This is a genomic window from Rhodococcus sp. NPDC059969, from assembly GCF_042738325.1.
Taxonomy (GTDB): domain Bacteria; phylum Actinomycetota; class Actinomycetes; order Mycobacteriales; family Mycobacteriaceae; genus Rhodococcus_F.
This window is the reverse complement of record NZ_JBHWUF010000001.1, coordinates 40,402-64,372: the sequence shown is the minus strand read 5'-3', so window position 1 is coordinate 64,372 and position 23,971 is coordinate 40,402. Positions and strand designations below refer to the sequence as shown.

Below are 23,971 nucleotides of genomic sequence, written 5' to 3'. Positions count from 1 at the left end.
TCTCCTACTGCGGAAGCGGTTTGCGCCAACGTACGTCGGTGACGCGGATACGCTGATTGTTGTCACCGTTCCAGTCGACGCTCAGTCCCTGGGCTCGGAGTGCGTCGGCTACCTGGCGCCCGACGGTCTGATCGGTGTGCGCAATCATGTGTGCCTTGGCGGTTTCGTCGCCGCCGAAGGCAGCGGCGATCAGCGCGGGATCGAGATCATGGGCCGGACGAAACGCACTGTAGGACAAGTAGAGATCGGACGGCTCGTCGCCGAGACGCTCCGCATCTTGCATGTGGAAGAACGTGTACGCCCACTGAGCAAAGGGATACCCGTTCTCGTCGGGTTCGGACGGCGTGCGTTCGTCGTCGATTTCGGTAGTGCCGCACTGCATGCAGCACGTGAAGTTCATCCGGGCTACGATGCCGTTGCGCTCGAGTTCGGCGAAGGCTGCGGATACGCGCTCGAAGTCGCCGGGAGCCGTCCACTGCGTCTGCTCCACGAGTCTGTGGTCCCAGACTGCACGCACTCCCGCGTCGATCTGTCTGCCGAGTTCGTCGTTCTCGAAGCCGCCCTCGACACAGTCTCGGGCGGCTTCGCAGATTTCTTCGAACGTCGCGAAACCTGGGAGTACCAGTTCGCGTGCTTGCTCACGTACGGCGACGATGTCAGCCTCACTGAGCACCGGTGCTGACTGTCGTGACCGTGACCAGGGCAATCGCATACCGGCACCGTACTGCACCGATCAGACCGTCAGGCGACGTCGGCTGCTGCTTTCGTTTCCTCCTCGGTCGACGGGGCCGGCTTGTTCGGGATGAGCGCCGTGGCGATCAGGCCCACCACGACAAATCCGGCCGCAAGGTATCCGCCGAGTGTGATGCCGTGAGTCATCGCAGACTGGGCGGCGTCGGCAACGAAAGCAGTGCTCGGTGAGCCGGCCAGTGAGTCGATGGCGGCGCCTGCGCTGTCGGTGACTGCCCGCGTCAGCTGATCAGCCTGAGCTTGGTCGACACCGGATTCGGTGAGGTCGTTGTTCAGCGTCGAATTGAGAGTGCTGAAGAACACCGTGGTGAGGACGGCGATGCCCAGTGCCGATCCGAGTTGGCGGAACGCACTCTGAATGCCGGAGCCTTGACCCGCGCTCTGCTCGGGAATCTCCTCGAGCACGACGTTGGTAACCTGCGCCGTCGCGAAACCTACACCGATGCCGTAGAAGAACAGCACTGCGGCGATAGTCCACCAGGGGCTGTCTGTTGCAGCGATGAATCCGAGACCGGCGAGACCGAGAGCTTCGAGAGCCAGGCCGATACGGACCAAGCCCAACGGCGAGACCTTCGATGCCAGCCCGAAGCTCGCACCACTGGCGACAAAGCTGCCGATGGCGATGGGAACCAGTGCGAGTCCGGCCTGGAGTGCGCTGTAGCCGAGCGTGAACTGAAGCCAGAGAGGAAGCACCGCAACGATTCCGAACTCGCCGAGTCCGATGATCAGCGTCGCGATGTTGCCGTTGCGGAACGACGAGATGGAGAACAACCGTACGTCCATCAGCGCCCGCGACGGATCGGCGCTGCGGGTGAGCATGGTTTGACGGTAGGCGAACGCACCGAGCGACAGAACGGCGAGCACAAGCGCCACCAGCACCGGCGACGGTCCGCTGGACCATGACAGACCGAACAGATCGAAGGGTTCCTTTGTGGTCAGCCACCCGTACGTTCGTCCCTCGACGAGGCCGAAGGCCAGCAGTCCGAGCCCGGCGATGGACAGTGCTGCTCCGGTGGCGTCGATGCGCCCTGCGGTGCGGGGTGAGGGGGCGATGAACAGCACTGCGCCGATGAGAATGAGCGCAGCAAGCGGAATGTTGATCCCGAATGCCCAACGCCATGAGGCATGTTCGGCAAGCCAGCCGCCGAGCAGTGGGCCGAGGGCGGATGCAGCGCCGATGGTGGAGCCCCAGACCGCGAAGGCCTGGCCGCGAGCTTTGCCGGTGAACATCGCGTTCAGAAGCGACAGCGACGTGGGCAGGATCATGGCCGCGCCGGCGCCCTGCAGGAATCGTGCCAGGATGAGCAGACCGCCGTTCGGCGCCAGTCCGGCCAGCAGGCTCGTTGCGCCGAACACGACGACTCCGGCGATGAAGATGCGACGGGCGCCGACCAGGTCGGCAACTCTGCCGACCAGAAGCAGCAGCGCCGCGAACACGATTGCGTAGGACTCTTGGATCCATTGAGCCTGAACGGAATTGATCCCGAGATCCTCGATGATCGAGGGGACTATGACGTTGACGATGGTGGTGTCGACGACGATCAGTGCCACGCCGAGTGCGATGGCGATCAGGCCCAGCCACTTTCGGGTGGTGGGTGAGATGTTCACGAATAAACCTCCATTGTGAAGTAACTTCACTATGAAGGTATATTTGAGGCGGTAAGTTGTCAACGTGCGCGCTGGGCTCGACCGGCCGCCGTCTGGCACAGGAAAGGTGGGATCACCGAGGTGGAGGCACCGCGCGACATCTCCGTGGAGCGGGAGCGGCTGATGGACGAATTCCGTACGTACGGTGGGACGTTCACCGAATTCAGTCATCGATTCGCGTCGTGGCTCGGCCTGCATTCCACCGACGCAACCGCACTGATGGAAATCACGGCGGCTGAGGAGAAAGGTGCGCCGCTCTCGCCTGCCCGCCTCGGCGAGCGGATCTCACTGACGTCGGGCGCAACCACCGCGTTGCTCAATCGCCTGGAAAAGGCAGGGCATATCGTCCGGACCCGCGAGAATGCAGACCGCCGCGTGGTCACGCTGCACAGCAGTGCGCATGTGCAGGATCTGGCGGACGAGTTCTTCGGGCCCCTTGCTGTGCGACTCGACGCCATGATGGCGAAGTACCCGCCCGAACTGCTCAGTCGATTCGAGGAATTTCTCGTCGACCTGCATTCCACGATGAACGAGCACCTCGAGCAGGACAACCGCTGAACAAAAAACGCCGCTCGACTCCGGAGAGTCGAGCGGCGGTCTTGGCTTAGGTGACGGCTACTTGCCGAGCTTGGCCTGCAGATCGTCGAGAACCAGGCCGGCACCTGTCGGGCCGAGGCCCAGGAACCAGGTCTCGTCGCTCACCTCGGTGGCGCGTCCTTCCTTGACTGCGTCCATGCTGGCCCACAGCGGTCCGGCAACAACCGTGGTCTGGCCGGTGTCGGCGGGATTTCCGTAGCTGGAGTAGAAGATTCGGTCACCCTCCGCCTCGGTGATCGTTTCCGGGCTGACCTCGACGGCCAGTTCGTCGATGTCCTGGATCGCCGGGCGGGGCAGACCGACGTCCTTCAAGATGACGCCGATGAACGACAGATTGCCGTACAGGCGCAGCTTCCCGGACATAAAGCGAACCAGTGAAATTGTCGGGGAGCCGTCGATCGACTCACGGACCTTGTCGGCGTGCTCTTGGTAGTCGTTGAGAACCTGCTCAGCCTTGGTCTCTTCGCCGAGTGCGTCACCGGCAAGGAGGAAGTTCTCCTTCCACGGGAAGCCGGGGCGGATGCTGAAGACCGTCGGCGCGATTGCCGCGAGCTGCGGGTAAAGCTTGTCCTGGCGCAACTTGCTGCCGAGGATCAGATCGGGCTGCAGTGCGGTGATCGCCTCGAGGTTGAGATTGTTGGTGGTGCCGACGTCGGGGACGCCGACGAGCTTGTCGGCCAGGTACGACGGCTGACCGGCGGCACTTTCCGGGCTGGCGATGCCGACCGGGGTGATCCCGAGAGAAAGAACCTCGTCGAGTTCGCCGCTGTCGAGCACGACGATGCGGGTCGGCTTGGCTTCGAGGGTGGTCTCGCCCAGAGCATGGGTGATGGTGCGTGGGAACTCGCCGGGCGCGGCATCGCTGCCGAGCTTCGCGGTTTCCGTGTCGGCGGTGCTGAACAGCTTGCCGCCGGTCGCGACATCGGTGTTGCCGTTTGCGTTGCCGCCGGCGTCGGACGAGCCGCAGGCCGTAGCGGCAAAAACAGTCGCCAGGGCAACCATGGCGACCCGGACCGACGTGCGGCTCCGGAGAGTGGTGCGTGAATGCATTAGGCTACCCTACCTTCCGTCCATATGGCTTGGTCAGTGAGGTATCCGCACCGTCGATACCAGGTGAAGGGCGCGTCAGGTCTCGCTCAGCGGGACCTCTACGCAATTCGGACAACAGGGCGTGACCAACGTGTTAGCTTCGCGAAAGACCTGTACTGGTAAGCGAAGACGCGTGTAGTGAGGATTTCGATGACCCTGAACATTGCCGATCTGTTCGAGGCCGTTGCCGATGCGATCCCCGATCGGGTTCCCTTGATTCTGGAAGACGTGCGGTTGAGCTACGCCGAACTCGAACTGCGATCGAACCGACTCGCTCATCATCTGCAGTCGGTGGGCGTCGAACCGGGCCAGCATGTCGGTATTCACATGCGGAACTGCGTCGAGTACGTCGAAGCGCTCCTTGCCTGCTTGAAGATCAGAGCGGTACCGATCAACGTCAACTTTCGCTACACGGATGCCGAACTCTCGTACATCTACACCAACTCCCAGATGGTGGCACTGCTGGTCGAGGCAGAATTCGCTCCGACGGCACTGGCCGTGGTTCCGCAGTGTCCGGAGATCACCCACGTGCTGATCGTCGGCGACGACTACGAGAACGCCCTTGCGGCGCAGTCCGATACCCGCGACTTCGGCCCTCGCAGCAACGACGACCATTTCATCATCTACACCGGCGGTACAACCGGAATGCCCAAGGGTGTGGTGTGGCGGCACGAAGACTTCTTCTTCGCCGCGCTGTCCGGAGCGAACCTCAGCGGGCCGCCGCGTCGAAGCCTCGAAGAGGTTGTGGACGCGGCCGTAGCCAACACCGATCCGACTGTGCTGCTACTCATCCCGCCGCTCATGCATGGAGCCGCGATCTATTCACTGCTCACGGCATTTCTCATGGGAGCTCCCCGTGTGCTGACCCGCAGCTTCGATCCGATGGAAGTGCTGCGACTGGTCGAGGCCGAGAAGATCACCGGAATCACCGTCGTCGGCGACGCGATTGCTCGACCGATTGCCGACGCCATCGCCGCAAGCGAAGGGCGCTACGACCTTTCGACTCTCCAACTGATCGGCTCGGGTGGCGCATTGTTCTCGCCGAACCTCAAGGCGGAACTGACGACCCGATTGCCGGGGCTGGTGATCAAGGATGCATTCGGTGCTTCGGAATCCGGCAACGACGGCGTCGTCGAATTCGGTGAGGACGGTTCCAAGCGAATTCGATCCAACCCCAACATGATTCTTGTCGACGACGAATTCCGTCGCATCGAACCAGGCTCGAACACAGTCGGATTCATCGCCAGGGCCGGCCATGTTCCCGTGGCCTACTTCGACGACCCCGCGAAGACTGCTGCAACTTTTCCCGTCGTCGACGGGGTGCGTCTGGCGGTACTCGGGGACATGGGCACGATGGAAGCCGACGGAACCATCGTGCTGCTCGGGCGCGGTTCGATGTGCATCAACTCCGGAGGCGAGAAGGTTTATCCCGAAGAAGTCGAGCAGGCACTCAAAACTCACCCGGCAGTTTTCGACGCTTTGGTGGCGGGTGCGCCCGACACTCGATTCGGTGAGAAGGTCGCCGCGGTGGTGCAGGTTCGACCGGGGTTCGAAGATGTTGCGACGGAATCGTTGTCGGAGCATTGCCGCACCCACGTAGCGGGGTACAAGATTCCCCGGTCGATCGTGCTGGTGCCCAGCATCCTCCGCTCACCCAGCGGGAAGGCCGACTACCGTTGGGCTCGCGAAACCGTAGCGGGAGTGTGAATCAACTTCCGATACCTCGGACGACGCACCACTCGTTTCCCTCGGGATCCAGCAACACCTGAAAGGTACCGGCCTGGTCTTCCTGAACATTGCCGACCCGAGTTGCGCCGAGGCGCTCGGCAGCCTCGGTTGCAGCGACGACATCATCCACGCTGACGTCGATGTGCAGGCGATTCTTCGTCAGCTTGGATTCCGGTACGCGTTGGAAGGCGAGGCGAGTCCATCCGGGTGGGTCGACAAACGCCCACTCCTCGCTCCGCTTCACCGGCTGTCCACCGAGGATCCCGGCCCAGAATTCCGCCAACTGAGCTGGTGCGGAGCAATCCACAACTACTTCGTCGACCTGCCCGATCACCGGTTGACAGCTCCACTGAATTCGGCTGTCACAGCTGCGCTCAATTCGGCTGTCACAGCTGCGCTGAATTCGGCTGTCACAGCCAGGGCTCGATCGGCTTCTTCACCCACATGATCTTCTCGTCCGGATGCTCACGCCGAGCCTCGGGACGGTCTGGGTTAGCGGCTGACCACACAGCTTTCTCATCGAGCAGACTGGCGGCGATAGTCCAAGTCTCCCGCGTGCTCGGCGGATTGGCACCGGCCGCCCGCGCGAGTTTGCGCAGCCGATCGTCGGGCATGTCGAGCAACTCTGCACTGCTGATATCGCGGTCCCAGGCGAACTTGGCAAGACCGACAGCTTTCTCACGTCGGCTACGGCTCGCCATGTCGTTGTGCGCGAAGTCTGGTTCGGATGCCACGGCTTCACCTTATCGTCAACGAAATTGAGGCCCTCCCGCGTAAGCGGAAGGGCCTCAATTTCTGTTCTTCACTGTCGGGGTGGCGGGATTTGAACCCACGACCTCTTCGTCCCGAACGAAGCGCGCTACCAAGCTGCGCCACACCCCGTGTCGAACCTCGGTTAGCTTACATTACCGAGTCGACTGACATTAAATCCGCAGGTCAGTTGCGTAGAACCGACGCTGGAGACTCTGCGGAACTGTGTGCGGAGACATGCTCCGGTTCGCGCCTGGTAGCCGGAACCAGAGTCAGCAGAGTTGCCTCGGGACGGCAGCAGAAGCGTGCCGGAGCCCACGGCGAAGTGCCGATGCCCGCTGAGACGTGCAGCTGGGTGTGCGCGCCCCACTTCGACGGTCCCTTGACCCGGGATCGGTCGATCTGGCAGTTGGTGACCAGCGCGCCGTAGAACGGAAGGCACAGCTGACCACCGTGCGTGTGGCCGGCGAGCACGAGGTCGTAGCCGTCGTCGGCGAACCGGTCCAGAACTCGCGGTTCGGGCGAGTGCGTCAGGCCGAGCTTGAGCTGGGCGACGGGATTGGGTGTTCCGGCGACGGTGTCGTAGCGATCGCGCTTCAGGTGCGGATCATCGACGCCGGCGGCAGCAATGCGAATACCGGCCACTTCGAGTTCGCGGCGCACGTGGGTCATGTCGAGCCATCCACGCTCGGTGAAGGCAGCACGCAGGTCGCCCCAGGGGAGAGGATCCCCGGTGATGCGCTTGTCCTTGTTGAAGATGTAGCTCAGTGGGTTCTTCGGTTTCGGGGCGAAGTAGTCGTTGCTGCCGAAGACGAACAGACCCGGTCGAGCCAACAGATCTCCGAGCGCCTGGACCACTGCTGGAACGCTGCGCTGGTGCGACAAGTTGTCGCCGGTGTTGACCACGAGGTCGGGGTCGAGGCCTTCGAGCTCACGCAACCAATTCTGTTTCAACCGTTGGTTCGGCATCATGTGCAAGTCGCTGAGATGGAGGACCCGCAGCGACGACGAACCGGGCGCCAGGACTGGCATCGTCACCTCACGCAGTGCAAATGCATTGCGTTCGATGCCGGATGCGTACCCGATCCCTAGTGCAGCGGCGCCCGCGGCACCAAGTGCGGTGCGGGTCAGATTGGTGCGGAACTGGGAAGACACCTCTCAAGGATACGGGTGTGGCGTTCTTCTGCGTCGCTCTCGCCGCCATTTACAGCTATTTCACAGAGAATTGTGTCCGGGCGGAGGTAACTATCGGCACGCGCGAAACGCCGAGCGCGTAGCGTTTCCACCATGTCCGACACGACACCATCGCTCAAAGCCACCCTCCGAACCGACATGGTTGCATCCATGAAGGCGAAGGATCCGCTACGTACAGCCACCCTTCGGATGCTCATGGCAGCCGTCCAGACCGAAGAGGTAGCCGGTAAGGAAGCTCGCGTCCTCACCGACGAAGAAATCATCAAAGTCCTTGCAAAGGAATCGAAGAAGCGCGGCGAATCGGCCGAGATCTACACCGAGAACGGTCGCGGTGAGCTTGCCGCGAAAGAGCGCGCAGAAGCTCAGATCATCGACGAGTACCTGCCGACGCCGTTGACCGACGCCGAGCTTGTCGACGTCGTCGACACCGCCCTTGCTCAGGTTTCCGAGGAGCTCGGTGAGCGTCCCGGGATGCGTCAGATGGGCCAGGTCATCAAGGCCGCCAACGCTCTGGCCAAGGGCAAGGCCGACGGCGCACGTATCTCTGCAGCAGTGAAGTCCCGCCTGTAGTAGCGCGCTTCCAGAACCGAAAACGGCCGCGATCTCCGAATCACTCGGAGATCGCGGCCGTTCTTGTTTCAGGGCCGTCAGTTCGGCGGGGTCCCCGCAGGCGGTGCGGGTTCACCTCCGGGCGGAGTCGCATCCGGGGGAGTTGCGCCCGGTGCCGGGGCCGCGGGGGATGCGGGTGCAGCCGGAGCTCTTACGGAACCGTCGCTGATGTAGATCGTGACGGTCGAACCCGGGATCGCGGACCCGGACGGCGAAACTCCGGTGACCGTTCCCGCGCGCGCTCCGGATGCCGTCGTCACGGAATTGACGGTGAAGCCGGATGCCTGAAGCCGGGACGTCGCTGCCGACTGGCTCAGGCCGACAACCTCGGGAACCTGGCCGTTCTGTGATCCCCGTGCGTACTTTTCGTCGATCGGGGGCAGCGAGGTGGGCCCGAAGTTGTTGGCGACCGGGTTCATTGCCGCGAACCAGGATCTCGCCGGTTCGGTACCGCCGTACAGGTTGCCGCTGTAGCAGGGGCGCAGCGGGCTCGAGCAGATCTCGCCGGGCGTCGGGGAGTCGCCGAAGATGTAGACCGCAGCAGCGAGGTTGTTGGTGAAGCCGAGGAACGCCGAGGACTTGTGGGTCTCGGTGGTACCCGTCTTGCCCGACATCGGCAGGCTCCATCCGGCGCTGCTCGCGGCACCGGCAGACGTACCGGCGCCGACGTCGTCACGGCTCATGGCGTTGGCGAGGGTGTCTGCCAAGCCGGGCTCGACAACCTGCTCACAGCCCTGCTCGGTGACGGCCACCGGCTTGCCGTAGCGGTCGAAGACCGAATCGATGGGACTCGGCGGGCACCATTTGCCGTGCGAGGCGAGAGTGGCAGCGACGTTGGAGAGTTCGAGCGGGTTGATCCAGGTGGGGCCGAGGGTGAACGAACCGAGGTTCTGTTCCTTCTGGAAGTCGGCCATGCTGCGCTCGTCGAAGCCCGAGGTGTTGGGATCGGCGTACGAGCGCATGCCGAGACGGACAGCCATGTCGACCGTCGGCGTGACACCGGTTGCCTCGATGAGCTTGACGAAAGCGGTGTTGGGGGACTGAGCCAGCGCGTCGGTCACGGACAGCGTCGGCGGGTAGTTGCCCGCGTTCTCCACGCAGTACGTCGAAACCGGGCAACCGGCGGCGCCGCCGCTACCCATGCCCTTGGCTTCGAAGCGCTTGGGTACGTCGAGGGTCGCGTTGATACCGAGACCCTTCTCCATCGCCGCAGCCGTCGTGAAGATCTTGAAGACGGAGCCCGCACCGTCGCCGGCCAGTGAGTACGGCTGCGCCTGGACGGTTTCGTCGGCGTCCGCATTGAGTCCGTACGTGCGACTGCTGGCCATCGCGATGACCTTGTGTGAATCCTGACCGGGCCTGATCACGTTCATGACGTTGGCGATGCCGTCGAGGTTGGCGCTCGCGTTCGCATTCAGGCCGGCCTTGGTTGATGCCTGCACCTGCGGGTCGAGAGTGGTCTTGATGAGGTAACCACCGTCGTTGATCTGGTCACGGGTGATCCCGGCGTCCGAGAGGTACTTCAGTGCGTAGTCGCAGAAGAAACCACGATCGCCCGCGGCGATGCAGCCGCGCGGCAAGTTGTTGGGAGTTTCCAGGACGCCGAGGGGTTCTTCCTTCGCGGCCCGGAACTCGTCGGCGCGATCCGGAATGTTCGTGATCATGGTGTCGAGCACGGTGTTACGACGCTCGGTGACGCCTTCGACGTTCGTGTAGGGGTTCAGTGCGGAGCTGGACTGAACCATGCCGGCAAGCATTGCCGACTGCGGAACGCTCAGATCTGCTGCATCGACGCCGAAGTAGGTCTGAGCCGCGTCCTGAATGCCGAAGGATCCGTTGCCGAACGGGACGAGGTTCAGGTACCGGGTGAGGATCTCGTCTTTCGTGAGTTCCTTGTCCAGTGTCAGTGCCATCCGGATCTCGCGGATCTTTCGGGCCGGGGTGGTCTCGATGGCAGCGCGACGCTCGGCATCCGTCTTGGCCACGACCAACAGCTGGTAGTTCTTCACATACTGCTGATCGAGCGTCGACGCGCCCTGCTGCACTTCACCGGTTGTCGTGTTGGTGAGGAAGGCGCGCAGCGTTCCCTGCCAGTCGACGCCCTTGTGGTCGGGGAACCGTCGGTCCTCGATGGAGACGATCGCCAACTTCATGTTGTTGGAGATCTTCTCGCTCGGGACTTCGAAGCGTCGTTGGTCGTAGAGCCAGGCAATGGGGTTGCCGGCGGAATCGACCATGGTGGACACCGCGGGGACCGTGCCTTCGACCAGTTCGGCCGAGACGTTGTCGACGGTATCGGCAGCGCGGTTGGACGCGAATCCGAATCCGCCCGCCACTGGGAACATCACCCCTGCGACCAGGACACCCGCCAATGCGGAGCTTCCGGCGAGCTTCGCCACTGTTTTTGCAATCGACACGATCTACAGAGTACGTGTGCCCACCCATTGGAACCGGTTTCAGTGTTTTGCGGGTGTTCAAAACCTCCTGAACACGCGCTTTGTACTGCCGTACCAAAAAATGCCCCCGACCGTCTTGCGTTAGGGCCGTTCTTTACCTAAATTGTGATCAGTGTGATCGACGTAACACTCGATCACGAATGTGTCTCAGCTTTCACGTGCTACCGCGGGACTGCTGAGATGGTGCGCTGCTCGCCCCATGGCGACGGTCAGACTTTGTAGAGGGGACCCAGAATGTACACAGCCACCCCGAGTAGCCGTTTGGACATCGAGCAGGCCGAGGCACGAATTGCCTGGGTAACTCAGGCACGATGCCGCGAGGTCGACCCCGACCAACTTTTTGTTCGTGGCGCCGCGCAGCGCAAGGCGGCCACCATCTGCCGTCACTGCCCGGTACTCATGCAGTGCGGAGCCGACGCTCTCGACAATCGTGTCGAGTTCGGTGTGTGGGGCGGAATGACGGAACGTCAGCGCCGCGCACTGCTCAAGCAGCACCCCGACGTCGATTCCTGGTCCGAGTTCTTCGAAGACCAGCGCCAGCATCACTCGGCAGTCTGACCCCGGCCGATCGGGGGATCAGCCCTTACGAGTGAGCTGATCTCCCACCGCACGCAGCGCCTCGAGGTCCGAGACCTCGAACGGTAGCGACGGAACACCGATCAGCGGCACCTTCGGGTGAGCTGCGGTGAATCGGCTCAGCAAGGCGATTTCTCGCTTCGCGATCACTGCCCGATGGGCATGGATACGGAGAACAGCTGCGGTGAGGGCCTCGGCCTCGGTCGCACTTTCCTTCGCTTCCAGTTTGTCGGCGGCAGTCACCGCATGATCGGCAGGCAATGCCGTCAATGTCGGGTGTGTGCGGTTGAGAACCAACCCGGCCAACGGCATCGAGTCGCCGGCAAGACGATCGACAAAGAATGCCGCTTCACGGAGAGCGTCGGGTTCGGCCGCTGCGATCACCAGGAAGTGAGTCCCCGGCTGACGTAGCAACTCGTAGGTCTTCGTCGCGCGTTCGCGGAAACCGCCGAACATCGAGTCGAGTGACTGTACGAATGCCGATGCATCCGACAGCATTTGGCTTCCCACGATGGTCGAGACACCCTTCAGTGCCAACCCCATAGCGCCGGCCACGAGCCGGGTCAGGCCTCGGCCGGGTGCGGAGAGCAACCGGATCATCCGTCCGTCGAGGAACGTGCCTAGCCTCTGCGGAGCGTCGAGGAAGTCGAGGGCATTACGTGACGGCGGGGTATCGACGATCACCAGATCCCACGCGTCGTTCGACGCCAGCTGCCCCAACTTCTCCATCGCCATGTACTCCTGCGTTCCGGAGAACGATGTGGCAACGGTTTGGTAGAAGGGATTCGCCAGGATCTGCTCGGCCTTCTCGGGGCTGGAATGCTCGATAACCATCTCGTCGAAAGTCCGACGCATGTTCAGCATCATCGCGTGCAGTTCACCCGTGGCCTCGGGGCCCAGCTTCACCGGCTGCGGAGTGTTGTCGAGTTCGGCCACACCCAAGGCCTGCGCGAGGCGACGGGCCGGATCGATGGTGAGAACGACTACGCGTCGGCCTTCTTCGGCCGCACGCAATGCCAGCGACGCAGCCGTCGTGGTCTTGCCGACGCCACCCGCGCCGCAACACACCACGATCCGTGCCGTCGGGTCCTTGATGATCGCCGAAATATCGAGGGCAGGAGCTGCGCGTCGGCCGGTCCTGGAACTGCCGACCGTCACGTTCTCGGTGGTCTCGGTCATCACACGCCCTGTTCCGTGAGGTATTCGGCCAGCTCGTAGAGCCCACCGAGATCAACGCCGTCGGCGAGTGCGGGAAGTTGCATCCGCGCGCCGTCGATCTCGCGGAGCTTCTCCGCGCTGGATTCTTGAGCTTCGAGCACCGAAGCATGTTCGATCGTCTCGGTGAGCAGGCCCGCGAAGTCGTCGTCGGACAGATCGATGCCGACGTCGGAGAGCGTCGACCGGATCGAAGCGGCGTCGATATTGCCAGCCGCGGCACCGGCGAGTTGACCTTCGGGCAAGAACCTCGGGCTGGCGCGATTGACGATGATGGCACCGAGGTTGAGGTCGTCACGCGCAAGTTCTGCGGCGGCGTCGGCAGTTTCCTGAACGGGCAGCGCTTCGAGAAGCGCAACAAGATGTACGACGGTTTCCGGCGAGTGCAGCAGCCGAACGACACCTTCGCTCTGTGAGTGCACCGGGCCGCCCTTGGCGAGATCGGCCATCGCCTTGGTGACGTCGAGGAAGCTGCCGATTCGTCCCGTCGGGGGAGCGTCGACGACAACGGCGTCGTACACGCGCTTGCCGGTTCGATCGGTGCGGATGACGCACTCCTTGATCTTGCCGGTGAGCAGAACGTCGCGAAGACCGGGAGCGATGGTCGTGGCAAATTCGATGGCGCCGAACTTACGCATTGCCCGGCCGGCGAAGCCGAGGTTGTAGAACATCTCGAGGTATTCGAGGAACGCGGTCTCGATATCGACGGCGAGAGCCATCACTTCACCGCCACCTTCGGCGGCCGCGACCTTGGTCTCCTGCGGCGGAAGCGGCGGTACGTCGAAGAGCTGCGCGATTCCCTGACGGCCCTCGACCTCCACGAGGAGAACGCGCTTGCCGCCTTCGGCCAACGCGAGCGCCAACGCGGCGGCAACCGTGGACTTACCGGTACCGCCTTTACCTGACACAAAGTGCAGGCGGGCCTTCGTCGCAGACTCGGGCCAGGTCCTGCTCAGCTCATCTTGGGATGCAACCACACCGCGAGCCTATAAGTCTGGGGCCGAAGATGTACGCGGGATAGGCTCAGCGCATGAGCGAAATAACTTCCTGGGAATACACCGTGACTCCGTTGCTGGTCCACAATCCGAAGGCAATTCTCGACAACTGGGGTGTCGACGGCTGGGAACTCGTCGCAGTCCTGCCGAGCGCGTCGGGCGAGCAGCACGTCGCGTACATGAAGCGTCCGAAGGGCTGAATCACATGGCAGAGGCAACACAGACCTGGTCGGAGCGTCTCGCCGAACTGGGCATTGCACTTCCCGCCGTCGCGGCACCCGTCGCTGCGTACGTTCCCGCGGTTCGCAGCGGCAACCACGTGTACACGTCGGGTCAGCTTCCGTTCGTCGACGGAAAGTTGGCGCTGACCGGCAAGCTCGGCGCGGGCGTGTCGGATGAGGACGCCAAGGCCGCGGCACGTACCTGCGCGCTCAACGCCCTCGCTGCCATCGACGCGCTGGTCGGCATCGACAACGTCGTCCGCGTCGTCAAGGTCGTCGGCTTCGTGGCATCCGCCGAAGGATTCACCGGTCAGCCCGGCGTGATCAACGGCGCTTCCGAATTCCTCGGCGAGGTGCTCGGCGACGCCGGCATCCACGCTCGTTCGGCTGTCGGAGTGGCAGAACTTCCCCTCGGCTCACCCGTCGAGGTGGAACTGATCGTCGAAGTTCGCTGATGTCGACGGTCCATCCCGCCTACGCGCAGCTTCGCCGCGTCACCGACATCGCCTCGGTCTTGCTCGAGAACAATCCGGGCATGATGACGCTGGACGGTACGAACACTTGGATTCTGCATGCTCCGGGCAGCGTCGAGTGTGTTGTCGTCGATCCAGGCGACAACGACGAGGAACACCTGCAACGTGTCGCTGGTATCGGTCCGGTAGCGCTGACCTTGATCACGCACCGGCACTACGACCACACCGGCGGGGTGGACCGTTTCCACGAATTGACTTCGGCTCCAGTGCGTTCCGTCGACCCCACATTTCTTCGCGGGGGCGCTTCGGCGCTTGTCGACGGTGAAGTGATCGAGGTCGCGGGCCTGAAGTTGCGGATCCTCGCGACTCCGGGGCACACCGCTGACTCGGTGTCGATAGTCATCGAGAACGATTCGAGCGTGCTGACGGGCGACACCATTCTCGGCCGCGGCACGGCAGTTCTCGACGATTCCGACGGCGATCTGGGGGATTACCTCACCTCGCTGCGATCGCTGGCCGCACTCGGCGAAGGACTGACGGTTCTGCCCGGGCACGGTCCGGACCTACCCGATCTGCAGGCGATTTCGCAGCAGTACCTCGCCCACCGCGAGGAGCGTCTGGATCAGGTGCGGGCCGCTCTGTCGACGTTGGGGGAGTCGGCCTCGGTGCGCGACGTAGTCGAACACGTCTACTCCGACGTGGACCCGAAGTTGTGGCCGGTCGCGGAGAAATCCGTCAACGTGCAGTTGGCGTATCTGCGCCGCTGAGACGCTCGGCGCCGACATAAGGAGCTGAGCTGTCTGGCCGAACTGCCGCCACCTATGCCGATCGAGGTATAGCTGGCGGCAGTTTTTGCATTTGTTTGATATGGGTCACGGGCCAATAGTTAGTCCATGACCTCACAATGCGACGGATGGATCCGCAATTACGTGGACGGCTCCTATGTCGAACCCGACGAGTCGTCGAGCTTCGATCAGGTTGACCCCGCAACGGGCCGTGTTCTCGCCCGGGTCCACGAGGCTGACAAGGCCCTGGTCGATCGGGCCGTGACCTCTGCCAGGCGCGCTCTGGACAACGGTTGGGCCGATACGCCGGTCCGGGAGCGGACGGCTCTGCTGAGGCGGGCCGCCGACCGGATCGAGGAACGATTCGAAGAGTTCGTCGCCGCAGAAATGGCGGACACCGGTAAGCCGATCACGCAGGCACGCGAACTCGACGTCGCGCGCGCCCTGACGAACTTCCGCACCTTCGCCGACATCGTCGCCGCTTCCGGACAGGAATCGTTTGTCACCGATCTCGCGGGTGGCAAGCAGGCGCTGAACTACGCGATCCGCAAGCCGCTCGGCGTGGTCGCGGTCATCGTTCCGTGGAACCTGCCGCTGCTTCTCCTGACCTGGAAGGTTGCGCCCGCGCTCGCGTGCGGAAACTCCGTGGTGGTCAAACCTTCCGAGGAGACCCCGGCGACTGCGTCGTTGCTGGCCGAGGTGCTCGAAGAGGTCGGCCTGCCTGCCGGCGTCTACAACGTCGTCCATGGATTCGGCGCGAACTCGGCCGGCGAGTTCCTCACCACGCACCCCGGTATCGACGGCGTCACCTTCACCGGATCTTCGGCAACCGGTTCCCATGTCATGAAAACCGTTGCCCCGCGGGTCCGTCCGGTCTCGTTCGAGCTCGGCGGCAAGAACGCCGCGATCGTATTCGACGACGTCGACATCGACGAAGCGCTGACGGGTCTGACCAAGTCGGTGTTCACCAACACGGGCCAGGTCTGCCTGTGCACCGAGCGTGTGTACGTGCACCGCAGCATTTTCGACGACATTGCCGGTGGACTCGTCGAGCGGGCAGCAGGATTGCGGCTGGGCGACCCGACGCTCGCTGCGACGACCACCGGTCCGCTCATCTCGCAGGCGCACCGGAAGAAGGTACTCGACTACTTCGAGATCGCCGAGCAGGAAGGCGCGAAAGTGCTGACCGGCGGCGGTATTCCGGATCTCGGACAGGAACTGTCGGGCGGATCCTGGATCGAACCCACCCTGTGGACGGGCTTGACCAACAAGGATCGCGCGGTGCGAGAGGAGATCTTCGGACCCGTCGCAGCACTGATTCCGTTCGACACCGAAGCCGAAGCGATCGCCCTGGCAAACGACACCGAGTACGGCCTGGCTGCCTCCGTGTGGACCAACGACTTGCGCCGCGGACACCGCGTCGCGCAGAAGATGAACGTCGGAATCTCTTGGGTCAACACGTGGTTCACCCGTGAGCTGCGATCTCCCTTCGGCGGCATGGGCCTGTCCGGCATCGGACGTGAGGGCGGCGAGTCCTCACTGCACTTCTACACCGAACCGACAAACGTGTGTGTGCAACTGTGAACATCGAAACCGCGAAAGTTCTCCAGAAATGAGCGAGGCGTGATGACAGCCCCAGAAGACACCGTATCCGCGCTCGCCCGTCGCCTCGACGACGCTGCGCAGAGTCGCACCGACACCCCCAGCCTCGCCGACGATCACACCATCGACATCGACGAGGCCTACCGGATCCAGAACGAACTCCTCGAACGACGCACCAGCCGTGGTGAATCGATCGTGGGCATCAAGCTCGGCTTCACCAGCAAAGCGAAGATGGCGCAGATGGGTGTCTCCGAGGTGATCGTCGGTCAGTTGACCGACGCGATGTGCGTGAGCAACGGCGGCGAAGTCGACCTGACGACGTTCATTCATCCCAAGATCGAACCCGAAGTGGCATACCGTCTGTCGAAGGACGTCGATCTCGACGATCCGAACGTCGACATCGAAACCTGCGTCGACGCACTGGCTCCCGCAATGGAGATCATCGACTCGCGCTACCGCGACTTCCGCTTCACCTACACCGACGTCGTCGCTGACAACACCAGCGCTGCCGGCTACGTGATCGGGCGTTGGTTGCCACTGCAGAACGTCGAGGACCGTTCCGTGCGTATGGAAGTCGGCGGCGAGACGGTAGTCGGTACCACAGCAGCCATTCTCGGCGACCCGGTGCGAGCTCTGCACGCACTGCTCGACATCGCTCGCCGACGCCGAATTCCGTTGCGCGCTGGGCAGGTAATTCTGGCCGGCGCCGCCACAGCAGCTGTGCGACTCGACGAGGGCGTCGCGCAGTGCAGCATCGACGGCCTCGGAACCGTCACGGTGAAAGGTGTGAAGCGATGAGTGGGGCGCAGGTCATCCAGAAGCTGGCGAAGCCGCGCGGAAAGTTCCCGCACGTCAAGGTGGTTGGCGACTTCGTCTACGTCTCCGGCACCAGTTCGCGTCGGCCCGACAACACGTTTGTGGGCGTCGAGGTCGACGAGATGGGGACCACGGCGCTCGACATTCGGGCGCAGACCCGTGCCGTCATCGAGAACATCGCGGCGATCCTTGCCGAAGTGGGCGGAGAACTGAGTGATCTGGTTCAGGTCACCTCGTACCTGGTGTCGATGAACGACTTCGGTGGATACAACGAGGTGTATGCCGAACTGTTCGACGAAAACGGTCCGACGAGAACGACTGTGGCTGTCCACCAACTGCCCCACCCGCACCTGCTCATCGAAATTTCCGGTGTGGCGTACGTGCCCGCCGCCAAGCGCTCAGCGTCCGAAGATACGGAGAATGCATCATGACCACGATTCCTCCCGTCATCGACTTCAAGAAGTGGATCGACGACAACCGCCACCTCCTGCAGCCGCCCGTCAACAATCAGACGATGGCGCTGGGAGACGACTTCATCGTGCAGGTCGTCGGCGGCCCCAACCAGCGGACCGACTACCACCTCGATCCGTACGAGGAGTGGTTCTACCAGCTCGAAGGCGACATCCACGTCAACGTCATGACCGAGGACGGTCCTCAGCGCGTCGACATTCGTGAGGGTGAAACCTGGTTGCTGCCGGGAGACATTCCGCATTCGCCGCAGCGTCCCACCGCGGGTTCGATCGGCCTGGTCATCGAACGAGTCCGCAAGGAAGGCACGCTCGAGAAGTTCCAGTGGTACTGCCTCGAATGCGATCACAAGATTCACGAGGTCGAACTTCAGGTGCGTGACATCGTGGCCGACCTGCCGCCGGTGTTCGTCAAGTTCTACGAGAGCGAAGAAGCCCGCACGTGTGACAAGTGCGGCACGCTCCATCCCGGCAAGGGCTGAGCGATGAGCAACCTGATCGACATCCACACCCACTACGTGCCCAACGGGTGGCCGGATCTGACCGAAGACGCGGGACCGCAGGCACCGTGGCTGAAGGTCGAGTCGGAAACCGAAGCCATGATCATGATGGGCACCAAGGAGTTCCGCCGCATCCAGTCCGATGCCTGGGACGCCGAGGTGCGGCTTCGGGACATGGATGCCGACGGCGTGCAGACGCAGGTCGTCTCGCCCACTCCGGCGTTCTTCAACTACGGCCGGAGCGGCGAGCAGGCAAGTCGCATTGCACGGATCTTCAACGACCTCGCTCTCGAAATCGTGGAGCCGGCGAAGGATCGGTTGATTCCGTTCTGCCAGGTGCCCTTGCAGGACACCGACGCCGCATGCCGTGAGCTCGAGCGGTGCATCGCGAACGGGCACCGCGGGGTCGAGATCGGCAATCATGTCGGCGATCTGGACCTCGACAGCGAAGGTGTGGTGACGTTCCTGCAGCACTGTGCGTCGCTGGACGTGCCGGTATTCGTGCACCCGTGGGACATGGCCAACTCGCCGCGTCTCGATCGCTGGATGGCGCAGTGGCTCACCGCGATGCCGGCCGAAACGCATCTGTCGATACTCGCGCTGATTCTCGGTGGTGTGTTCGACAAGATCGACGATCGTCTCAAGATCGGATTTGCGCACGGTGGTGGATCTTTCGCGTTCTGGTTGGGGCGAATGGAAAACGCCTGGCACGGTCGCAACGACATCATCGGTACGTCGGAGTTCCCACCGTCGCATTACCTGGGAAGGTTCTACGTGGATTCCGTCGTCTTCGACGAGCGTGCGCTGCGACTGCTGGTGGACACGGTGGGGGTGGACCGTGTGATGGTGGGTAGTGATTACCCGTACCCCTTGGGGGAGCGTCCGGTCGGTGAGGTGGTTCGCAAGAGTGAGTTCTTGGATGATACTGCGCGCCAACTGATCTCGCGGGGGAATGCCGAACGTTTCCTGGGTCTCGTCTGAGACCCCGGCTATACCCTTTCCGGTATGGCGGACGGTGAATTCGGCATTTGTGAGTCATGTCTCGAGCGAGCACAATTCCAAACACAACGATCGACGACGCTCGTGATGCCGACAATCCCGAAGACGGGGTCGGTGACTACAGATTTCATCGTCCGCCTGCCCCATCCAATCGATAGGTTCCGCGATGTCAGACAAGATATCCAACAGCACAACGAGTGACGGAAAGCCGTTGCCGGAGAAAGCTGCCCGTAGCCGAGTTGCCATGGCAACTCTAGCCGGCACAACTCTCGAATGGTACGACTTCTTCCTCTACGGCACAGCTGCCGCGCTGATCTTCAACAAACAATTCTTCCCGAGCCTGAGCCCCACTGCCGGCACGCTGGCTGCCTTCAGCACCTTCGCCGTCGGATTCATCGCGCGGCCGGTGGGCGGACTCGTGTTCGGGCACTTCGGTGACCGGATCGGGCGCAAGGCCACTCTTGTGGTCTCCCTGGTGATGATGGGCGTCGGTTCCACACTCATCGGCCTCATTCCGAACTACGACTCCATCGGATTCTGGGCACCCGTCCTTCTGGTGGCCATGCGCGTCGTCCAGGGCATCGGTTTGGGCGGTGAAGGCGCCGGCGCGACACTCATGTCGATGGAGCACGCGCCGGCGGGGCAGAAGAATCTGTACGCAGGTTTCCCGCAGATGGGCACACCGGCCGGACTTGTTCTGGCCAACGGCATCTTCCTCACGACCAATGCCGTGATGTCGGACTCCGCGTTTGCCTCGTGGGGATGGCGCATCCCGTTCCTGCTCAGCTTCGTTCTGGTGGCGATCGGTCTGGTGATTCGCTTGCGCGTCACCGAGTCGCCGTCGTTCGCCGGGATCATGGAGAAGGGCGAAATAGTCCGCTTCCCGTTGCGTGAATCGCTCAAGGTCGGCTTCCCGCGTCTGTCGCTGACGCTGGCCGCGTGCTTGGCGAACTCCGCCGTGGCGTACGCCTTCATGGTGTTCACTCTGTCGTACGGAACTCAACATCTGGGCTACGACAAGCAGTTCCTCGTGCTCAGCGTGACTGCGGCGGCTGTCCTCTGGTTCCTCTCCATACCGTTCTGGACCAAGATCGCCGACAAGTACGGGCGTCGACACATGTTCATCGGCGGATCGGCCGCAATCCTGTTGTGGTGCATCGTGTTCTTCCCGCTACTGAACACCGAGAACAAAGTGATCGCTGTCATCGCGTTCCTGGGTATGGGTCTGATCGTGCCGGTCACCCATTGTGTTCAGGGCAGCATCATCGCCGACACGTTCCCGGCCAAGGTCCGCTACTCCGGTTCGTCTCTGATCCTCCAGAGTGGTGCGATCCTCGGCGGCGGACTGGCGCCGATGATCGCCACCGCACTGCTGGACGCCACCGGGTCTTCGGTGGGCGTCACCTGGTACCTCGCCTCGATTTGCACGATCAGCCTGGTCGGCGCCATCGCACTGTTCAAGCTTGTCCCCGATTCGTCGCGGGGTCTGGAGAACGAAGAGATTCGGGTCTCCGAAAACTCCTGAGTGCGAGATTGTTCCGAATCGGCCCGCTCCCTGCGAGGGAGCGGGCCGATCTACGTTTCACGGTCGCATGAGCTCGTCTGCAAAGGACTTCAGCGTCGCGATCAACGCCTGCGCGGACGGGCTCGACGTTCGAGTCGCCGACGAGGTGATGCCGACGCTGTGCCCGATCGGATCGAGAGTGATGGACAGGGTGGTCAAACGTGCGTCGTCTCGGGGGATGAGACTCGGTAGTACCGCGATCATGTCGGTCTCGACCAGCAGCTGACGCACGGTGAGGAAAGAGGTTGCCTCGACGCGATTTTCGGGCAACGGCAGGCCGTTGCGGGCGAAGAACTCCTCGAGCTCGCGGCGAAGCACTGTCTCGACACCGGGCAGGATCCAGGGGAAGCCACGCAGTTCTTCGAGTTGGATGTCCTCGCGATGGGCGAGTGGATGATCCACGCGGGTGACGAGTTCAACCGACTCCGCGTAGAGGTTTCGCCTGATCGCGGTGTCGTCGGTAGGTGAGGTGAGACGGCCGACGATCAGGTCGATCCGACCCGCTTCCAGGTCGGTGAGCAACTGCTCGGGTGTGCCTTCGCGAACGATGACCGTGAGCAGGGGGTGCTGGACCTTCAGTCGCGCGATGGCGCCCGGAAGCAGCACGTTGGATCCGGCGAGATGTGTTCCCACGATGACGGTTCCGCGATTGGCGTCGGCAAGCTCGACGACGTGCCGCCCCGCTTCGGTCAGCTGCGCGATCACGGCCCGAGCATGAGTGGTGAATGCCTCACCGAAAATGGTCGGGGTGATTCCGCGCGGGCCGCGATCGAAGAGCGAGACACCGAGAATGGACTCGATGTCGTGCAGACTGCGGGTCGCGACCGGTTGCGTGATGTGAAGTGCGGCAGCGGCACCGACCACGCTGCCCTGACGGCTCAATGCGTCGACGAGCAGGAGATGGCGGAGTTTGAGTCGCCCGTCGAGGAGCTTGGGCATGTCCATGGAGCAATCCTAGTCGGGATTTCTCCTGGTGGGTAGGCGCCCGAAGTTGCTCAGGAGAAGGTGATTCCGATCGGTTGGGCCGTTGTGTACTTCTCCCACGATTCGCTGCTGTCCGGACTTCCCGTGTGCACAAACGACGTCCAGTGCCTGCGCACACGACGGCCCAGTGCGTCGATGCTCGGCCAGTCGCTGCTGCCCAGCATCGGCGAGCCCTGCCAGGACTGCTCGGTTCCCAACACGAAGGGCAGTTCGATGCAGTGGGTGGCTCCGAAGACGTCGTCGGACGGTGTCCAGTCGAAGCGATACGTGTACACCGACGCGCCGGCCGCGGTGAAGGTGTCGGCCAGCGCCATCGCTGGTTCGGCAAACATGTTCTGTGTCAGTGCTTCTTCGGCGACACGTTCGGGATCGGGTGCGCCCACCACGTTGCGCAGGAACGCGGATCCCTCGTCGCGGGTGTAGCCCACGATGACGTCCGGCGCTGCTTCGAAAGTTCGGATCACCGGTTCAAGCCCGGAAATCGGCGCAAATGGCGGCTGAACGACATTGGGGGACCGTTGGCTGAACTCGATTGCCGTGCCGCGGAATGCGTCGAGAACACGGGGGAGCGGCGCGGTTCGAGGATCTCCGTCGAGCAGTCGGGCAAACGTCTCGCCGTTCTCGATTGCCGCAGCCTGCGTGAAGTTGAGGTCGGGTCGTGGGGTGCTCTGCAGAATTGCTCGATGGAACAGAGTTCGAGAGTTGTTACTGCTCAACAGATTCAAAACGGAATGAGCGCCGGCAGACTGGCCGAACACGGTGACCGATTCGGGGTTGCCGCCGAATCCCTCGATGTTCTCGCGCACCCAGTCGAGGGCCGCGATCTGATCGTGGACTCCGAGGTTGCCTTCACTGACGCCGTCGAGGAGAAGGTATCCGAGCACGCCGACGCGATAGTTGACCGACACCACGACGACGTCGCCTTCGGCTGACAAAGCGTGGCCGTCGTACCAGGGGAGGGAGCCGCCGCCACTGGAGTAGCCGCCGCCGTGCAGCCAGACCAGAACTGGGCGGCGACCGGTCAGCGAGGGGGTTGTGACGGTGACGGTGAAGCTGTCCTCGCTCTGTTCCGGCTCGGGGAGCGGCGGTCCCATGATCCGTTCGAGACGTGAAGGTGGTTGGGGGAACACCGTTCCGAGAGCTGTGGCGTCGAGGACGTCGGAGAACGGTTCCACTGGCCGCGGTTTCTCGAAACGCTGTGCGCGGGCGTAGGGAATCGCACCGAAGTAGTAGGAGCCGTCACGCTTGCGGCCGCGGACCTTCCCCGAAGTTGTGGATGCGATCACCGTCTCGGACGAGGGCATGGGTTCCTTTCTTCTTGTGCATGCCTTTTCGAGCATGCCAGGTGGATGCCGCGGCACAAATGCCTTTGTGGTCGTGCGGTATGCGTTACAGCGAGAGGGCTTGGACCAGTCGATCTTCGAGTCGTGTCGTCACTCGTGTGTACACCGCGTCGTCGCCCAGTGCTCGCGACATCACGATCGCGCCTTGGATCCCGGCCACGGCTTCTTCGGCAAGCCCGGTGGGGTTTTCGGTGCCGGCGAGTGCCGCCTCGAGAGCGACGGTCCATTCGTCGAAGTAGGTTCGCACCCTGGCGCCGAAGCGGTTTCGTTCTTCACCGAGTGCAAATGCGCCGAACAGGCAAATGCGTTGTCCTGATCGAAAGTAGTCGCCCACGGTGGCGAACATGCTCTGGATGCGCTGCCTCGGTGGAACCGGCTCTGCTCGAAGCGGTTCGAAGACCTCGGTGCGAAACCATCCGTCGATCTCGTCGAGCACCGCCTCGGCCATCTCTTCCTTTCCCCGCGGAAAGAAGTTGTAGAGGCTGCCTTTGCCCAATCCGGTGTGTTCGGTGATGACGGCCAGGCTCGCTCCGTCGAACCCGTAGGTTCGGAACACGTTCGCGAGCGCGGGGATCGTGTCGGAGCGTTCAGCTACCTGTCTGGCCATGTGC

25 protein-coding genes and 1 tRNA gene are annotated in these 23,971 nt (G+C 62.9%); 13 read left to right on the top strand and 13 right to left on the bottom strand.

The window, feature by feature from the left end; all coding sequences use genetic code 11:
• Positions 1 to 4: 4 nt before the first annotated feature.
• Positions 5 to 673, bottom strand: a complete 669-nt coding sequence (locus tag ACFWAD_RS00330; RefSeq protein ID WP_378540478.1) for a DUF6891 domain-containing protein — start codon at positions 671 to 673, stop codon at positions 5 to 7.
• A gap of 68 nt (positions 674 to 741) precedes the next feature.
• Entirely contained in the window at positions 742 to 2,358 is a 1,617-nt protein-coding gene (locus ACFWAD_RS00325) for a DHA2 family efflux MFS transporter permease subunit (protein WP_378540476.1), read from the bottom strand.
• Between the two features lie 120 nt (positions 2,359 to 2,478).
• Here ACFWAD_RS00325 and ACFWAD_RS00320 point away from each other — a divergent pair, with 120 nt between their 5' ends.
• Positions 2,479 to 2,955 (top strand): MarR family winged helix-turn-helix transcriptional regulator, encoded by a 477-nt coding sequence (locus ACFWAD_RS00320; RefSeq protein ID WP_378540474.1) that lies wholly within the window; start codon positions 2,479 to 2,481, stop codon positions 2,953 to 2,955.
• Between the two features lie 57 nt (positions 2,956 to 3,012).
• On the opposite strand, the gene ACFWAD_RS00315 is transcribed toward ACFWAD_RS00320, so the two are convergent.
• On the bottom strand, positions 3,013 to 4,044 hold the full coding sequence (locus ACFWAD_RS00315) for an ABC transporter substrate-binding protein (protein ID WP_378540472.1): 1,032 nt from the start codon (positions 4,042 to 4,044) through the stop codon (positions 3,013 to 3,015).
• A gap of 189 nt (positions 4,045 to 4,233) precedes the next feature.
• Between ACFWAD_RS00315 and ACFWAD_RS00310 the strand changes: the two genes are divergently transcribed.
• The gene (locus ACFWAD_RS00310; RefSeq protein WP_378540470.1) at positions 4,234 to 5,790 is read left to right on the top strand and encodes an acyl-CoA synthetase; all 1,557 of its coding nucleotides are present in this window, start codon (positions 4,234 to 4,236) and stop codon (positions 5,788 to 5,790) included.
• Between the two features lies 1 nt (position 5,791).
• Here ACFWAD_RS00310 and ACFWAD_RS00305 read toward each other — a convergent pair whose 3' ends face one another.
• The 4 genes from ACFWAD_RS00305 to ACFWAD_RS00290 form a co-directional block, all read right to left on the bottom strand.
• Positions 5,792 to 6,145, bottom strand: coding sequence for a VOC family protein (locus ACFWAD_RS00305; protein WP_378540468.1), 354 nt, complete (start codon positions 6,143 to 6,145; stop codon positions 5,792 to 5,794).
• Positions 6,146 to 6,221: 76 nt separating this feature from the next.
• Entirely contained in the window at positions 6,222 to 6,545 is a 324-nt protein-coding gene (locus ACFWAD_RS00300; RefSeq protein WP_378537074.1) for a hypothetical protein, read from the bottom strand.
• A 74-nt stretch (positions 6,546 to 6,619) separates the two neighbouring features.
• Positions 6,620 to 6,693 (bottom strand) — tRNA-Pro (locus ACFWAD_RS00295).
• A gap of 54 nt (positions 6,694 to 6,747) precedes the next feature.
• A complete protein-coding gene (locus ACFWAD_RS00290; protein WP_003943461.1) occupies positions 6,748 to 7,716 on the bottom strand; it encodes a metallophosphoesterase in 969 nt (322 codons plus the stop codon).
• A 132-nt stretch (positions 7,717 to 7,848) separates the two neighbouring features.
• On the opposite strand from ACFWAD_RS00290, the gene ACFWAD_RS00285 reads away from it, so the two are divergent.
• Positions 7,849 to 8,325 (top strand): GatB/YqeY domain-containing protein, encoded by a 477-nt coding sequence (locus tag ACFWAD_RS00285; protein WP_230816530.1) that lies wholly within the window; start codon positions 7,849 to 7,851, stop codon positions 8,323 to 8,325.
• Positions 8,326 to 8,402: 77 nt separating this feature from the next.
• Here the strand turns inward: ACFWAD_RS00285 and ACFWAD_RS00280 are convergent, their stop codons facing one another.
• On the bottom strand, positions 8,403 to 10,763 hold the full coding sequence (locus tag ACFWAD_RS00280) for a penicillin-binding protein (protein WP_378445777.1): 2,361 nt from the start codon (positions 10,761 to 10,763) through the stop codon (positions 8,403 to 8,405).
• Positions 10,764 to 11,054: 291 nt separating this feature from the next.
• Here ACFWAD_RS00280 and ACFWAD_RS00275 point away from each other — a divergent pair, with 291 nt between their 5' ends.
• Entirely contained in the window at positions 11,055 to 11,378 is a 324-nt protein-coding gene (locus ACFWAD_RS00275; protein ID WP_007732375.1) for a WhiB family transcriptional regulator, read from the top strand.
• A gap of 18 nt (positions 11,379 to 11,396) precedes the next feature.
• Here the strand turns inward: ACFWAD_RS00275 and ACFWAD_RS00270 are convergent, their stop codons facing one another.
• Positions 11,397 to 12,575, bottom strand: coding sequence for an ArsA family ATPase (locus tag ACFWAD_RS00270; protein ID WP_378540466.1), 1,179 nt, complete (start codon positions 12,573 to 12,575; stop codon positions 11,397 to 11,399).
• The gene (locus ACFWAD_RS00265) at positions 12,575 to 13,588 is read right to left on the bottom strand and encodes an ArsA family ATPase (protein WP_378540464.1); all 1,014 of its coding nucleotides are present in this window, start codon (positions 13,586 to 13,588) and stop codon (positions 12,575 to 12,577) included. Before ACFWAD_RS00265 ends, ACFWAD_RS00270 begins: the two co-directional genes overlap by 1 nt.
• Positions 13,589 to 13,641: 53 nt before the next feature.
• On the opposite strand from ACFWAD_RS00265, the gene ACFWAD_RS00260 reads away from it, so the two are divergent.
• The 9 genes from ACFWAD_RS00260 (at position 13,642) to ACFWAD_RS00220 (ending at position 20,994) form a co-directional block, all read left to right on the top strand.
• Complete coding sequence (locus tag ACFWAD_RS00260; protein WP_003943454.1) at positions 13,642 to 13,806, top strand: hypothetical protein; 165 nt, start codon at positions 13,642 to 13,644, stop codon at positions 13,804 to 13,806.
• A 5-nt stretch (positions 13,807 to 13,811) separates the two neighbouring features.
• Complete coding sequence (locus ACFWAD_RS00255) at positions 13,812 to 14,282, top strand: RidA family protein (protein ID WP_003943508.1); 471 nt, start codon at positions 13,812 to 13,814, stop codon at positions 14,280 to 14,282.
• On the top strand, positions 14,282 to 15,067 hold the full coding sequence (locus ACFWAD_RS00250; RefSeq protein WP_378537080.1) for an MBL fold metallo-hydrolase: 786 nt from the start codon (positions 14,282 to 14,284) through the stop codon (positions 15,065 to 15,067). Before ACFWAD_RS00255 ends, ACFWAD_RS00250 begins: the two co-directional genes overlap by 1 nt.
• A gap of 126 nt (positions 15,068 to 15,193) precedes the next feature.
• Complete coding sequence (locus tag ACFWAD_RS00245; protein ID WP_378540462.1) at positions 15,194 to 16,669, top strand: 2-hydroxymuconic semialdehyde dehydrogenase; 1,476 nt, start codon at positions 15,194 to 15,196, stop codon at positions 16,667 to 16,669.
• 42 nt (positions 16,670 to 16,711) lie between these two features.
• Positions 16,712 to 17,485 (top strand): 2-keto-4-pentenoate hydratase, encoded by a 774-nt coding sequence (locus tag ACFWAD_RS00240; protein WP_378445731.1) that lies wholly within the window; start codon positions 16,712 to 16,714, stop codon positions 17,483 to 17,485.
• On the top strand, positions 17,482 to 17,934 hold the full coding sequence (locus tag ACFWAD_RS00235; RefSeq protein ID WP_378540460.1) for a RidA family protein: 453 nt from the start codon (positions 17,482 to 17,484) through the stop codon (positions 17,932 to 17,934). Before ACFWAD_RS00240 ends, ACFWAD_RS00235 begins: the two co-directional genes overlap by 4 nt.
• A complete protein-coding gene (locus ACFWAD_RS00230; protein WP_003943511.1) occupies positions 17,931 to 18,452 on the top strand; it encodes a 3-hydroxyanthranilate 3,4-dioxygenase in 522 nt (173 codons plus the stop codon). Before ACFWAD_RS00235 ends, ACFWAD_RS00230 begins: the two co-directional genes overlap by 4 nt.
• Before the next feature lie 3 nt (positions 18,453 to 18,455).
• Positions 18,456 to 19,451: an amidohydrolase family protein gene (locus ACFWAD_RS00225; RefSeq protein ID WP_235171169.1), complete on the top strand. Its 996-nt coding sequence runs from the start codon at positions 18,456 to 18,458 to the stop codon at positions 19,449 to 19,451.
• A 184-nt stretch (positions 19,452 to 19,635) separates the two neighbouring features.
• Positions 19,636 to 20,994: an MFS transporter gene (locus ACFWAD_RS00220; protein ID WP_378540458.1), complete on the top strand. Its 1,359-nt coding sequence runs from the start codon at positions 19,636 to 19,638 to the stop codon at positions 20,992 to 20,994.
• A 57-nt stretch (positions 20,995 to 21,051) separates the two neighbouring features.
• Here ACFWAD_RS00220 and ACFWAD_RS00215 read toward each other — a convergent pair whose 3' ends face one another.
• The 3 genes from ACFWAD_RS00215 to ACFWAD_RS00205 all read right to left on the bottom strand — a co-directional run bounded on the left by ACFWAD_RS00215 (position 21,052) and on the right by ACFWAD_RS00205 (position 23,967).
• Positions 21,052 to 21,978 carry a LysR substrate-binding domain-containing protein gene (locus tag ACFWAD_RS00215; protein ID WP_230816521.1) on the bottom strand — a complete coding sequence of 309 codons (927 nt, stop codon included), beginning with the start codon at positions 21,976 to 21,978 and terminating at the stop codon, positions 21,052 to 21,054.
• A gap of 50 nt (positions 21,979 to 22,028) precedes the next feature.
• A complete protein-coding gene (locus ACFWAD_RS00210; RefSeq protein ID WP_378540456.1) occupies positions 22,029 to 23,321 on the bottom strand; it encodes a carboxylesterase family protein in 1,293 nt (430 codons plus the stop codon).
• 85 nt (positions 23,322 to 23,406) lie between these two features.
• A complete protein-coding gene (locus ACFWAD_RS00205; protein ID WP_378540454.1) occupies positions 23,407 to 23,967 on the bottom strand; it encodes a TetR/AcrR family transcriptional regulator in 561 nt (186 codons plus the stop codon).
• Positions 23,968 to 23,971: the final 4 nt, after the last annotated feature.

Excerpts from the sequence above, each read along its gene's own strand:
- ACFWAD_RS00260 (WP_003943454.1), top strand. The coding sequence starts at position 13,642 with ATGAGCGAAATAACTTCCTGGGAATACACCGTGACTCCGTTGCTGGTC.
- ACFWAD_RS00240 (WP_378445731.1), top strand. The coding sequence starts at position 16,712 with ATGACAGCCCCAGAAGACACCGTATCCGCGCTCGCCCGTCGCCTCGAC.
- ACFWAD_RS00230 (WP_003943511.1), top strand. The coding sequence starts at position 17,931 with ATGACCACGATTCCTCCCGTCATCGACTTCAAGAAGTGGATCGACGAC.
- ACFWAD_RS00270 (WP_378540466.1), bottom strand. The coding sequence starts at position 12,575 with ATGACCGAGACCACCGAGAACGTGACGGTCGGCAGTTCCAGGACCGGC.
- ACFWAD_RS00275 (WP_007732375.1), top strand. The coding sequence starts at position 11,055 with ATGTACACAGCCACCCCGAGTAGCCGTTTGGACATCGAGCAGGCCGAG.
- ACFWAD_RS00205 (WP_378540454.1), bottom strand. The coding sequence starts at position 23,967 with ATGGCCAGACAGGTAGCTGAACGCTCCGACACGATCCCCGCGCTCGCG.
- ACFWAD_RS00315 (WP_378540472.1), bottom strand. The coding sequence starts at position 4,044 with ATGCATTCACGCACCACTCTCCGGAGCCGCACGTCGGTCCGGGTCGCC.
- ACFWAD_RS00285 (WP_230816530.1), top strand. The coding sequence starts at position 7,849 with ATGTCCGACACGACACCATCGCTCAAAGCCACCCTCCGAACCGACATG.
- ACFWAD_RS00235 (WP_378540460.1), top strand. The coding sequence starts at position 17,482 with ATGAGTGGGGCGCAGGTCATCCAGAAGCTGGCGAAGCCGCGCGGAAAG.
- ACFWAD_RS00220 (WP_378540458.1), top strand. The coding sequence starts at position 19,636 with ATGTCAGACAAGATATCCAACAGCACAACGAGTGACGGAAAGCCGTTG.
- ACFWAD_RS00215 (WP_230816521.1), bottom strand. The coding sequence starts at position 21,978 with ATGGACATGCCCAAGCTCCTCGACGGGCGACTCAAACTCCGCCATCTC.
- ACFWAD_RS00310 (WP_378540470.1), top strand. The coding sequence starts at position 4,234 with ATGACCCTGAACATTGCCGATCTGTTCGAGGCCGTTGCCGATGCGATC.
- ACFWAD_RS00245 (WP_378540462.1), top strand. The coding sequence starts at position 15,194 with ATGACCTCACAATGCGACGGATGGATCCGCAATTACGTGGACGGCTCC.
- ACFWAD_RS00210 (WP_378540456.1), bottom strand. The coding sequence starts at position 23,321 with ATGCCCTCGTCCGAGACGGTGATCGCATCCACAACTTCGGGGAAGGTC.
- ACFWAD_RS00250 (WP_378537080.1), top strand. The coding sequence starts at position 14,282 with ATGTCGACGGTCCATCCCGCCTACGCGCAGCTTCGCCGCGTCACCGAC.
- ACFWAD_RS00225 (WP_235171169.1), top strand. The coding sequence starts at position 18,456 with ATGAGCAACCTGATCGACATCCACACCCACTACGTGCCCAACGGGTGG.
- ACFWAD_RS00255 (WP_003943508.1), top strand. The coding sequence starts at position 13,812 with ATGGCAGAGGCAACACAGACCTGGTCGGAGCGTCTCGCCGAACTGGGC.